Annotated in this window: 10 protein-coding genes and 1 tRNA gene; 6 read left to right on the top strand and 5 right to left on the bottom strand. The window is 56.2% G+C overall.

The annotated features are described in order from the left end of the window. Positions 1-158: 158 nt before the first annotated feature. A tRNA-Ala gene (locus C4520_03375) sits at positions 159-234 on the top strand. A 142-nt stretch (positions 235-376) separates the two neighbouring features. On the opposite strand, the gene C4520_03380 is transcribed toward C4520_03375, so the two are convergent. The 5 genes from C4520_03380 to C4520_03400 all read right to left on the bottom strand — a co-directional run bounded on the left by C4520_03380 (position 377) and on the right by C4520_03400 (position 4,520). Then, positions 377-1,270 carry an ATP-binding protein gene (locus C4520_03380; GenBank protein RJP24734.1) on the bottom strand — a complete coding sequence of 298 codons (894 nt, stop codon included), beginning with the start codon at positions 1,268-1,270 and terminating at the stop codon, positions 377-379. Positions 1,271-1,493: 223 nt separating this feature from the next. Beyond that, the gene (locus tag C4520_03385; GenBank protein ID RJP24735.1) at positions 1,494-1,931 is read right to left on the bottom strand and encodes a PilZ domain-containing protein; all 438 of its coding nucleotides are present in this window, start codon (positions 1,929-1,931) and stop codon (positions 1,494-1,496) included. Positions 1,932-1,957: 26 nt separating this feature from the next. Beyond that, a complete protein-coding gene (locus C4520_03390; protein RJP24736.1) occupies positions 1,958-2,353 on the bottom strand; it encodes a hypothetical protein in 396 nt (131 codons plus the stop codon). Between the two features lie 11 nt (positions 2,354-2,364). Continuing rightward, the gene (locus C4520_03395) at positions 2,365-3,684 is read right to left on the bottom strand and encodes a helix-turn-helix domain-containing protein (GenBank protein RJP24737.1); all 1,320 of its coding nucleotides are present in this window, start codon (positions 3,682-3,684) and stop codon (positions 2,365-2,367) included. A 35-nt stretch (positions 3,685-3,719) separates the two neighbouring features. Next, on the bottom strand, positions 3,720-4,520 hold the full coding sequence (locus C4520_03400) for an MBL fold metallo-hydrolase (GenBank protein RJP24738.1): 801 nt from the start codon (positions 4,518-4,520) through the stop codon (positions 3,720-3,722). 149 nt (positions 4,521-4,669) lie between these two features. Here C4520_03400 and rpoN point away from each other — a divergent pair, with 149 nt between their 5' ends. From rpoN to C4520_03425, 5 genes are all read left to right on the top strand, one after another. Continuing rightward, entirely contained in the window at positions 4,670-6,136 is a 1,467-nt protein-coding gene (gene rpoN / locus C4520_03405) for an RNA polymerase sigma-54 factor (GenBank protein ID RJP24739.1), read from the top strand. A gap of 297 nt (positions 6,137-6,433) precedes the next feature. Continuing rightward, positions 6,434-8,866, top strand: a complete 2,433-nt coding sequence (locus C4520_03410; protein RJP24740.1) for a hypothetical protein — start codon at positions 6,434-6,436, stop codon at positions 8,864-8,866. Positions 8,867-8,869: 3 nt separating this feature from the next. After that, positions 8,870-9,613, top strand: a complete 744-nt coding sequence (locus C4520_03415; protein RJP24741.1) for a class I SAM-dependent methyltransferase — start codon at positions 8,870-8,872, stop codon at positions 9,611-9,613. 125 nt (positions 9,614-9,738) lie between these two features. Continuing rightward, positions 9,739-10,743, top strand: a complete 1,005-nt coding sequence (locus C4520_03420; GenBank protein RJP24742.1) for a thiamine pyrophosphate-dependent dehydrogenase E1 component subunit alpha — start codon at positions 9,739-9,741, stop codon at positions 10,741-10,743. Between the two features lie 209 nt (positions 10,744-10,952). After that, entirely contained in the window at positions 10,953-11,936 is a 984-nt protein-coding gene (locus C4520_03425; GenBank protein RJP24743.1) for an alpha-ketoacid dehydrogenase subunit beta, read from the top strand. Positions 11,937-11,956: the final 20 nt, after the last annotated feature.

The raw sequence follows: 11,956 nt of genomic DNA on the forward strand, positions 1-11,956 counted from the left end.
ATCTCCAAAACCACAAAGGAAACCCAACAGAGCCAATAAGAAGGAGCAGTCAGCAAAAATCCGCCCCCAAGGGCCGATTTAGATGCGTAAGCCCTAGTTTTCTGGCCGGAATCAGTTGACAAGACAGCAACAGATTCGCTATAATTTCGACAGACCATGGGGATGTAGCTCAGCTGGGAGAGCGGCGCGTTCGCAACGCGTAGGTCGGCGGTTCGAATCCGCTCATCTCCACCAAAAACGCCTCGACGAATGCTCGATCGAGTAGACTGCCAGGAAGAACCACCCTTTGTTTTCCAATAGAAAATGTGCCTTAACTCTCTCCTTTTGTGCACCCCCTGCGAAGATCCCGCGGTTTTAATGAGTAGAACAGCAGATTTCATGCGGGCTTCTTCATCGCGTCCAGGTGAAGCAGCGGTTTGATGATATCGGCAAAGGCTCTGGCCGCAGGCGAGCGTGCGGCCGCGCCAACGGCCGGCTTGCCCTCGTCCGCCGCCGTGACAACGGATGGATCGATGGGAATCCTGCCGAGGAACGGCGCGAGCATCTCAGCGGCCATATCCTCGCCGCCGCCCGATTTGAAGATATCATGGCGCGAGCCGCAGTCGGGACATACGAACCCGCTCATGTTTTCGATGACGCCTATGACAGGCACATGCAACTGCCGGCAGAACGTGATGGATTTTCGAACGTCGTCGATGGCGACCTCTTGCGGAGTAGTAACGATGATGGCGCCGGTTATATCCTCGATAAGCTGCGCAGCCGAAAGCGGTTCGTCGCCGGTTCCGGGCGGCGAATCAATGAGCAGATAATCGAGATCGCCCCACTCGACGTCGCGCAAGAATTGGCGGATAACGCTCATCTTCATTGGACCGCGCCAAATGACAGCCTCATCACGCAGCGGCATGAAGAATCCCAGCGACATCACCTTCAGGTTATCGATGACTGCCGGCATGATGCGTTCGTTCACAATCCGCGGACGGTGTTCTTCGAGGCCGAGCAGTTTCGGAATGCTTGGCCCGTGGACATCGATATCCAGCAAGCCGACCTGTTTGCCGGATTCAGCCAACGCGACCGCAAGATTTGCCGCTACCGTGCTCTTGCCCACGCCCCCTTTGCCGGAGAGCACGAGAATTTTATGTTTGATCCGGCAGAGGTTTTCGTACAAAGCTTGCCGCTCGCGAAATGCCTCGTCAGTTTCCGCTTCGCTTTTCTGTCTTGCCGGGCATTCCGAAACCGGGCAACTCTCACATGGTTTCTTTTTCTGATCCATGCACTTCTCCCCTTCGGTAGATTATCGATATTCTGTCTTTGAAAACGTCTTGTGATGAAAACGATTGCCGCTCTCGGGCTCACGGGTTATCCGCAATCGTCCCATTTAAATATGCCAATTTGCAAGCACTTAAGAAACCCCTGTAATGACGGAGAGACTTGCAGGAAGGTCCTCATGACTGAACCAGAAAACAGCTCATCTACCAGCGGGAAAACCGGACCGGTTATTGAGGCGGGAGAACAGGCAGGACGTTTTGGAGATGCGTCTTCGTCTCCTTTTTCAGTCCGAGAAATTGGACGCCTGCGGTATAGAGCGAGGTCCTCTCGTCGAAGGTGTGCCACATGATCTTTGCCGGGGTGACGACATGCACCGAGGGTCTGCCTGCCACCTTCATCTCGAACGAGAGATTAAAGACCGATTCGTGCGAGATGTCAAAGTCGGTGGTAAAGCAGAGCCCGTCGATGCTGATATTGAGCACCCTTAATTGGTGTCCCCTTTCCCCGGGAAAAGTTGCGGCCGCAAACAGTGAGTCGGGTGCCTTATATCTGGGAAATCGTCGTCTCTCGTGCATATTTTGAGCTTTTTCCGCCCTTTCGTTCCGGAGTGAGCCGCAGGCATAACGGCTGCCGGCACTGGATTTCTCACAAAGGCTGACCGGCATCCGATCAGGCAGCAGCCTCTTCCGGATCAATAGGCATAGATCGCCATGATCGCCAGAAACAAACCAAAAGCAAATCCAATGCCATAAAGCATTCGGACGGTGGACTCGGGCAGAGCCATAAACCAGTCCACCAGCAGTTTATACTTTCCGGGAAAGAACGCCATCAATATGGCTCCGGACAAGATAGATATGGCTACGAGGAGCATAACGATTCGCGGCCCGAAAATTTCCCCGCCAACTGCCGCGAAAATAAGCAAGGAAAGAACGAACAAAATTGAACCAACTATGCGCACCAGCGTCGAATCGTGCGCCAATTCTGTCGCTATCGATTTCATTTTTGTGGGGAACAAAAAGCCGTATCCGCGCGTAATCATGATGAATATGCCGAGGAGTATCGTGACAGGCTTAAGCATGGAACCCAAAACCAGCGAATTTAACTGTGGCTTTCACTCTTGAATTTCGAAGGCGTCGTCCCAACAGTCGCTTTGAATATTTTCGTGAAGTAACTCTGATCGGAAAAACCTGTTTTCGCGGCAATCTCGCCAAGATTCAGATCGGTCGTCCGAAGCAAGCGTTTCGCCTCGGAAACGCGCAGCGAAATGACATAATCGGTGAAGCCCGTGCCGCAATGTTTTACGATGAGGGCATTGAGCGGTTTTTCCTTCAGTCCGAACCTTGCGCCAACTGTCGCCAGCGTCAGCTTTTTCGAGAGATTCTTTTCGATGTATCCCTGGATCGCCTTCACCTGTCGCGGGCGCGGCTCGCATGCGAGCTCGCCGGCCAGGCAGACGAACTGTTCGCACAGGCGCACAAGCCTCTTCTTGCCCTCCGGCCCGCGCGTCAGCCCGAGCGCATCCTTCAGGAGGGCCGCCTGCTGCTCCTGGATCTGCCGGGGTGCGCGACGATTTCGGAGAAGCACGCGCAACATGCGCGCAAACATTTCGGCCGCATCGGCGCGAGGAACTTGAAGGTCGCCCGCCGCTCTATTTGCCGGCTGCAGGTATTCGTTCAATGCCCGCAGCGCGTCGTCTTGCCGCCTTTCGTGAAGGAGACGAATGATCTCCTTCTCCGCCCCATCCCGACGTCGAGCAGCATCGCGGCACGCCCGCTCTTTCTTCGGCTCCTTTCGCTTCTCCGGGGGAAAAACGAGTGAGGCCTGCTCAGGGCCGACAAAAGTGAAAGCGGGCGCCGCAACGGGAGCGGGAGCATGCATGGCCGGCCGCGAAATAACAGCCGGAATCAACTCGAGCAGAAATGCGGCAACTGACCTGAACTGCCCGCGCGAAACGACGGCAAGATGATTCAGGGAATCGATCAGTACCCTCGATTCGATCCCCTGTCTGATCGCAATCTCTTCGAGGTGACGGGCAAGCGCCGCATCGGGTTTCATCAGGAGCGCTCCGCCGCAGATCAATGCCGTCTGAAGCGTCTTCTCTTCATGCAGGATGGGAATCGCCCATGCCGCCAGACGGGAATGACAGGTGAAGATGTACGGCCGGCGAAGCGAGCGAGCAAGCCTGATCGCGGAAGAATGGGCTCCGGCGCATCGCTCCGGAAAAACTCCATCGCGAAGAAAGACAGCGCAGGGACCCGCCGCTTCCGTTACCGCACCGTCGGCTATCGGATTGCCATCGCATCCGCACAATTTCATCTGCAGCCCGACAACGGCAGCGAATGAGTGCAGGAGCGGGACGACGGGCTGAAGCAGCTTTCGTTCCACTTCATTTTGGGAATCAATACCGCTCGGCGCCAAAGGAGGACTCCTTGACGAGCCGGCAAGACAATGCCTTAGACGGGAATCGGCAGTCCGACTTCGTCCTGATCGCCCGCAAAAATCCTGATATCAGCGCGCCCCATCTTCTTCAGGTGAGCGTCCACGAGGGAGAGCGCGTGATCGGCGCAGTTGGCCTCGCGGCTGATATGAGCAAGCACGACCGTATGCAGCGTGTCATGCACGAGCTCGCCCAGGAGCGCGAGCGCGGCTTCATTCGACATGTGACCCGTCTTGCTGAGAATCCGCTGCTTCAATTCCCATGGCCGGTTGCAGTGCCGCAGCATCTCCGGATCGTGATTAAATTCAAGAATAAGCATATTCGAATCGCACAGGCGCTGTTTGACCAGCTTCGTTGGATAACCCATATCCAGCGCGATTCCAATCCGGCGCGAAGAATTGTGAATGCAGACGCCCACGGGATCGGCGGCGTCATGCAGAACGGGATACGTCTGGAACCCGAGGCCGCCGACTTCGATCAGATCTCCTGTCTTGAATAGTTCGGCGCTCGGAATCTCGCCGACAATCGAACACGCGCCCGCACGAGTGCCGCGATTCAGGTAGATCGGAATCCCGTAGCGCCGCGAAAGCACGCCCACGCCGCGGACGTGGTCCAGATGCTCGTGAGTGACGAAGACAGCCGCGATCTTTGCGGGGCTTTCCCCCGCGATTGCGAGGCGGCGCTCGAGTTCACGACAGCTCAAACCGGCGTCAATCAAAATATTTGCGGCCCCCGAACAGATGAGAATCGAGTTGCCGCCGCTCCCGCTGGCAAGAACACGAACTGTAAGCGAATGATTTGGAGAAGCTGCGTCCATAACTAAAGGTAAAGGGTTCCGGCTGCCGCACCACAAGATTTAGGGCGAGTATACCAGCCGAAAAAGGCACTTGTCAATTGACAAACGTATGAAGTTGAGATACAATTGTGTGAGAAAATCAAGGAGAGAAAGGGGTAAAATACAGGTCAATGGCACTGCACCAGACCCTCGTACAGGGGACAGTACAGCAGATGATACTGACCCCGAAGATGCAGCAGGCGATTGAGATCCTTCAATTGTCAACACTCGAGCTGGAAAAGTATATCCAGCAACAGCTTACAGAAAATTTCCTCCTTGAAGAAGAGCCTACTCAGACCCAGGAAGTTGAACTGCCGTCCGAAATCCCTTCGTTTACCAGCCACACAGCAGCGCCCGCGGAGAGCATGGATGAAGAGCGCGAGCGTCAGGACAAGGAAAGCGCGCGCGACGTCGACAAAGAGCTCGAGACGCTCATGGCGTCCTATAACGACTACTACTACGAAGGGCGCGATCTGAGCTTTTCCGACGAAGACGGTAAACGAGGGTTTATCGAAAATACCGCCGCCGAAGCCGAATCCATGCATACCAATCTTCTGCGGCAGCTCTCTTTGAGCACGAATAACCCGACCGACTACAAGATCGGAGAATGGATAATCAGCGAGATCGATTCGCGCGGTTACTTCTCGGCTACGGTCGAGGCCGGCGCTGAAAAACTGGGCGCGCCGCCGGAAGAGATCGAGCGCGTTCTCAAGATCATCCACACGTTCACGCCCGTCGGCATCGGCGCCCGCAATTTGCGCGAATGCCTCCTGATTCAGATTGCGGCGTCGCATCCGGACAAGCCGATGCTCAAGAAGATCGTCGAGGACCACCTCGAGCAGCTTGCGAAAAAACAGTTCCCGAAGATCGCGCAGGCGCTGAAAATCTCCGTTCAGGAAGTGCAGGACCTGGCGGCCATCATTTCATCGCTCGAGCCGCTGCCCGGCAGAAGCTTCGGCAACCGGGAAGTCATCTATATCGTGCCCGATGTCGTCGTCAAGAAAGTTGATAACGATTACGTTGTCTACATCAACGATGACGGCATGCCGAAACTGCGGATCAGCTCGTTCTACCGCAAGCTCCTGAAGGGATACACCGATAATCCGGAAACGAAGGAATACGTCCGCGACAAGCTGCGGGCCGCGCAGTGGCTGGTGAAAAACATCCAGCAGCGCAAAGAGACGATCCAGAAAGTGGCCGAGAACATCGTGCAGGTGCAGCGCGATTTCTTTGATCGCGGTGTCGCGCATCTCAAGCCGCTGACGCTCAAGGAAATCGCCGAACGCATCGGCATGCATGAGTCGACCGTCAGCCGCGTGACCACCAATAAATACATGGAATCTCCGCGCGGCATCTTCGAGCTGAAATACTTCTTCTCGTCCGGCATCGAAGGCTCCGACGGCGAATCGACCTCCTCGACCAGCGTGAAGGAAATGATTCGCCAGTTGATCGAGAACGAGAACAAGCGCAAGCCGCTGAGCGACCAGAAAATCACCGAACTCCTCAACCGGCGCGGCCTCAATATCGCGCGCCGCACCGCCGCCAAGTACCGCGAGGAACTCGGCATCCTCTCCTCCAAATACCGCAGAGAATATTAGGCCTCCACAAACCACTCCCTGCATCTCTTATCAAAGCCGGCTTCGCTTAAAGTGATTTTTCTTCAAGAGAATCCGAGGCCGGCCCAGGCCGAAACGAATGAGACGTACAGCAAGAGCCTCGGCACAAGAGCCATCGCTTGAAACCGGCTGATCAGGCGCTTATAATAAAATGAGTTGTTATCGTGATGCGTCACGTGACGCCGGCTTCTCAAGCTAAAGGCCCGCACCACTTTCTCTTGGAAGGATACTGAGAATTGAGGGTGGTGGAAACCTTGCCACTGATTTACAGATACGTTAATGCCTGATTCTCAGCCCTCCCGTCCGACAAACGTTCGCGAGCGGGCAAGCACCGTCGCGGGCAAAGAGGCGCTGGCCGATTTCCCGGCCCGGTCGCGCGCGATCTTTTCTCCCGCGGTTCTCAGCGCCGGTTGCATCCTCCTCTTTGCCGTTTCGAGCGCATACATCTTTCGCGGAGCGTGGAACCCGTTTAATACCCTTGACGGGGCCGACCTCGCCATTTTTTTCCCGAGCTTCGTGCGGAAATGGACACACGCGCTGTTTGTCCCGCGCTGGTTCCCTCACTACCTGGCAGGCATCCCCCAACAGTTCCAGTTCCTGTCGCACTCGCTCCCGTTGATGCTCGCAATTCCGCCGCACCGATTATACGCGTTCCAGTTCATGCTGGACACATTTCTGGCGGGCGCGTTCATGTTCGCCTTCCTGCGCGACCAGCACATCGGACGATTCGGCGCGCTGGTTGGCGGGCTCGCGTTTCAACTGAGTAACGGGTTCATCACGAGCGCGAGCCAGGGATTCGCGTGGAAATTCGACACCGTCTGCTGGGTCCCGCTCTTTCTGCTGTTCTTCAGCCGCCTGCTGGACGATAGCCGCCGAAAACTCACCGATGCGCTTTTTGCCGGCGCGGTTCTCGGCATCATGTTTCTCGGCGGAGAGATACAACTCGCCTATTACGTCTGCCTGTTTGCTTTCGCCTTCTTTGCGGCTCGTTCTATTCTATCCATCTTCGGCGAACAGGAAAACACAGGACTTATAGGTGGACTGAAATCCGCCGGCAGGCGATCCTTCTTAGCGGCGCTGGTTGTAATGATCAGCATCGCGTTCGCGGCCGAGATTTTCCACGGATATCTCACATATTCCAAGAACAACGAGAACGTCGGAGTTGCAAGCGAGGCCGATAACTGGCGGTTTGCCACCGAATTCTCATTCGCGCCGAAAGAGACGCTCTCGCTCGTTTTCGGCGGCGACATCTTTGGAGACGTTTATGCAGCCCGGGAATATGAAGGCCGGCAGGTTGTTCGTGAATCCGACGACTATCTCGGAATCGCAGTCCTCATGTTCGCGTTTGTCGGCTTGTTCTCGGACAGAAAGAACCGGGTTTTCTTTGCCGTCGCCGCAGGAGCGGCATTGCTGATCTCGTTCGGCAAATATTTTCCGCCGCCGTACCGGCTCGTGTACATGCTGCCGATCATGAAGGGATTTCGTAATCCGCACAAATGGCTTTTTATCACCTCCTTGTGCGTCTCAATCCTCGCAGGCATGGGGGCCGATTACTGGATGAGCGCGCCGGCATCAAAGAACAGGAAGCTCGTTGCGCTTGTCACCGCGTTTGCCGGGCTGATATGCCTGCTGCTTCTCGTGGGTGTTGCCGTAAACAGGAACCGAAACGAGATGCATCTGGCGGCTTTCGTGCGCCCGCTCGTGATTCTGGGAGTATCGGCGCTCGCTTGCCTGCTTATACGAATAAAAGAAATCAGCCGCTACCCCTTCGCGCGGGTTGCGCTAGCTGCCGTGATCTTGGCCGCGCTTGCAGGCGATCTTGCCGTTAACGCGCAGCCGTTTATTTCCTATTATGATCCTCGCGCCCATTACATCGAGGATAAACTGGTTCAGTGGATGAACTCGCAGCCGGGACCGTTCCGCGTGAAGCTGTGGAGCGAGAGCCACTACCTGAAGAACGTCGTGACGAAGGTGCTGCCGTACCACGAGATCGATGCGGTCGACGTCATCATGTCGAGGCGTCCCAAACGATACACGGACGTTTTCCAGGCCCTTCGCGACCGGCGACTCTCGCTCGAGCGCTTTTTCGAGGTAATGAACGTAAAGTACATCTTGTCGCCCGCGCCAATACCGCCGACGGCCGTCCCCTTGCGGCCCGCCGGCTTCTTTGGATCGGGCGCGAGCACGGAATCGAGGACTTGTTACGCGTACGAGTTCGAGAATTTTCTGCCGCGAGCGTACGCTGTCGAGCGGTATGAGGTGCGCGAGGAGAATAACGTAATTGATGCGCTGAATGCTGCGGATTTCGATGCGCGCGAGACGGTTGTTCTCGAGAAACAGCCCACGCTCCCGAGTGAGCCCGCAGCGGACGTTTTTTCGTGGAGTGTGGATGAGCTTTCGCGTTCTCCACATAGAGTCGAGCTCCGCGCCCAATTGTCGAAACCCGCGATCGTAGTGATGAACGATTTCTTTGATGAACGGTGGCGCGCCCAGGTCGACGGGCAACAGGCGGAAATCCTGAGGGCAAATTATCTGATGCGGGCCGTTGTCGTGCCGGAAGGCACGCATACTGTTACCTTCGCCTATGCGCCTCGCTCCTGGCCGTTCGCGCTCACTCTGGCGGGATGGTGTGGCGTCATACTCCTTGCTGCATGGGTCGGTGTTACCGGCGTGACAAAAACAAAGAGAGCATACCCCGACGCGGCAGGTTGACAAATGAAATTATTTCTCGCGTGGCTCGCGCCGAAATCATTCAATGATGGTCTGGCCGAATGCAACCGGCTCGGCAAGCGACTCGTCACGCGTACCGGCGTCGAGAAATTCCTGGATATCGGCTGCGGCGACGGGAAGCTGACCCTCGAATTTGCGGAGGTCATCCGCCCCAAGGAGATGTTCGGAATCGAATACGTGGATGAATACCGCGCAGCGGCGGAGGCGAAGGGAATTGTCTGCAGCAAATTCGACTTGAATGCGCCGTGGGAGTATCCCGATGAATCTTTCGATTTCATCCTCTCCAGTCAGACGATAGAACACCTGCATAATACGCGCCTCAACCTGGAGGAATGCTACCGATGTCTCAAGAGGGGCGGTCAGATCATCGTCCTGACTGAGAACCTCGCCTCCTGGATCAATATCGGCGCGCTCCTGTTCGGTTGGCAGCCGTTCTCGACCACCAATATCAACGGGTGGAGCCTCGGAAATCCGCTCATCTGGCACAAGGGCGAAATCAAGGACGCGCGTTTGTTCGAGAAATATCAGGCGACAGGCGTTAGCGGGACCGTCGGGCACGTGCGGGTTCTGTCGTATAAGGGGCTGCATGATGTGCTGGCGAAGACCGGCTTCAGCCGGGTGAAGGTGTATTCAAGAGGATATCTGCCTCTTTGGGGATTTCCCTCCGGTGTCCTCTGCGCGATTGACAAGTGGCATGGCCATTTCCTTGTAGCAACCGGATACAAATGACCGGCTTCGACGGCCGCAACGGCGAGGCCGGCGGAACTTCCGCCCCTTGCAGAGCCTGTTTGCCACTGTTATAATTTAGCGATTCCTGTTGAAGATTTCCCAATCAATAATCCCGAACGGATAGCATGGCCGTCAAAACCTACCCGAAAGAAAAACTGCTCAAACTCTATCACGACCTGCTTCTGACGCGGCAGTTCGAGCAGCGATTGTCCATTCTGTACCGGCAAGGCAAGATCGTCGGCGGCCTGTATCTCTCCCGCGGACAGGAGGCGATCCCTGTCGCAACATGCCAGCACCTGCGGAAGGACGACTTCATCTCGCCGGTCCACCGCGACCTCGGCGCGTTTCTCGTCAAGGGGATGGATCCCGGCGTCCTGATGGCCCAGATTCTGGCGAAACAGACGGGGCCTTCCAAAGGGAAGGACTCGTTCCTCCACGCGGGCAGCAAAGAACTCGGCATCATCCCGCCGACCAGCATTCTTGCGTCAACAATTCCGATCGCGGCCGGCGTCGCCTTCGGCTTCAAGATACGCGGCGAGGACCGCGTCGCCGTCAGCTATTTCGGAGAGGGCGGCTCCAATCGCGGCGATTTCCATGAAGGCCTCAATTTCGCCGGCCTGCACAAGCCGCCGCTCGTCCTGATCTGCGAAAATAACAAGTATGCCTATTCCACGCCCGTCGAAAAGGAAATGGCCATCTGCTGCGTCGCCTATCGCGCCGAGTCCTACGGATTCGAAGGACTCATTGTCGATGGAAACGATGCGCTCGCGGTCTACGATACGATGGAGTACGCCGTGAACAAAGCCAGAGAGGGCGGCGGCCCGACTTTGATCGAGTGCATGACCTACCGCATCAGCGGACACTCCGAACACGACGAGGCGAAATATCAGCCGCCGGAAGAAAAAGAAATATGGAAGCGCCGCGACCCGATCGAAAATTTCAGGAAATACCTGACCGACCGCGGCCAGCTCGATGAATCCGAAGACCAGCGCATCCAGACGCAAATCGCGCAAACGCTCGATAAAGCCGTCGCATTCGCCGAACAAAGCCCGTATCCGCCTCCCGAAGACGCGCTCCGCCACGTCTTCGCCAACGAGGAGCCAAAATATGGGGACAGACACCATATTTAAATCGTTATTTTATTTTTTATACAAATGGTTGAAATATGGGGACAGAGACCGTATTTAAATCCTTATTTTATTGTTTTTATATATGGTTGAAGCGTAAAAGCCCGTTCCGCTGCCCGTGCCCGTTGAAGAAGCTCTGTTACCATATGGATATTACTATTAATAACAGTTTAAATATGGTGTCTGTCCCCATATTTTTAGGAGCGAGGTAAATGCCTGAGATCACGATGGTTGAGGCCGTGCGCCAAGCGATGAAGGAGGAGATGGAGCGCGACGAGACGGTCGTCGTGCTGGGAGAAGACGTCGGCGAGTACGGCGGCGCGTTCAAGGCGACCGAAGGGCTGTTCCAGCAGTTCGGCGAGTACCGCGTAATCGACACTCCCATCTCGGAATCGGTCATCGTGGGGGTCGCGCTCGGAATGGCGATCATCGGGTTTCGCCCGGTAGCGGAAATCCAGTTCGCCGACTTCATCACGTGCGGGTTCGACATGATCGTGAATCAGACGGCGACGCTGCGCTATCGCACGGCCGGCGACATGCACGCGCCGATGGTGATTCGCGCGCCGTCCGCTGCGGGGGTGCACGGGGGGCTGTATCATTCGCAAAGTCCGGAGGCGTGGTTCGCTCACACACCCGGCATAAAGGTGGTTGTTCCTTCGACCGCTTACGACGCGAAGGGGTTGCTGAAGGCGGCGATCCGCGACGAGGACCCGGTGGTTTTCTTCGAGCCGAAGTATCTGTACCGGCGCGCGAAGGACGAGGTGCCGGAGCAGGAGTTTGTTGTTCCGCTCGGGAAAGCGAAGCTGCTGCAGGAAGGCGGCGACGTCACGGTCGTCACCTATGGCTCGATGGCGCCGCTGTGCCGAAACGCGGTGAAGACACTCGAAGAAGAGGAGGACCTGTCGATCGAATTGATTGACCTGCGCACCATCATGCCGCTGGACAAAGACCTCATCTATGAATCGGCAAAGAAGACCAACCGCGTGGTTCTCGTGTATGAGGACCACAAGACGCTCGGGATCGGCGCCGAGATAGCTGCGCTGCTGGCGGACGAACTGTTTGAATACCTCGATGCCCCGATCGCGCGCGTCGCCTCGCCGGACACGCATATCCCATACAGTCCGCCTCTGGAAGAATTCTATTTGCCGAAAAAGGAGGATGTAATCGCCGCCGTTCACCGCGTCATCGAATACTAGCAATTTTCGTCTGGTTCATT

It is taken from the genome of Candidatus Abyssobacteria bacterium SURF_5 (genome assembly GCA_003598085.1).
In the GTDB taxonomy this organism is placed as follows: domain Bacteria; phylum Abyssobacteria; class SURF-5; order SURF-5; family SURF-5; genus SURF-5.

What these genes read in the sequence shown, in the direction of transcription:
- C4520_03385 (RJP24735.1), bottom strand. Translation starts at nt 1,931, where the DNA reads ATGCCGGTCAGCCTTTGTGAGAAATCCAGTGCCGGCAGCCGTTATGCC.
- rpoN (RJP24739.1), top strand. Translation starts at nt 4,670, where the DNA reads ATGGCACTGCACCAGACCCTCGTACAGGGGACAGTACAGCAGATGATA.
- C4520_03425 (RJP24743.1), top strand. Translation starts at nt 10,953, where the DNA reads ATGCCTGAGATCACGATGGTTGAGGCCGTGCGCCAAGCGATGAAGGAG.
- C4520_03420 (RJP24742.1), top strand. Translation starts at nt 9,739, where the DNA reads ATGGCCGTCAAAACCTACCCGAAAGAAAAACTGCTCAAACTCTATCAC.
- C4520_03415 (RJP24741.1), top strand. Translation starts at nt 8,870, where the DNA reads ATGAAATTATTTCTCGCGTGGCTCGCGCCGAAATCATTCAATGATGGT.
- C4520_03380 (RJP24734.1), bottom strand. Translation starts at nt 1,270, where the DNA reads ATGGATCAGAAAAAGAAACCATGTGAGAGTTGCCCGGTTTCGGAATGC.
- C4520_03410 (RJP24740.1), top strand. Translation starts at nt 6,434, where the DNA reads ATGCCTGATTCTCAGCCCTCCCGTCCGACAAACGTTCGCGAGCGGGCA.
- C4520_03400 (RJP24738.1), bottom strand. Translation starts at nt 4,520, where the DNA reads ATGGACGCAGCTTCTCCAAATCATTCGCTTACAGTTCGTGTTCTTGCC.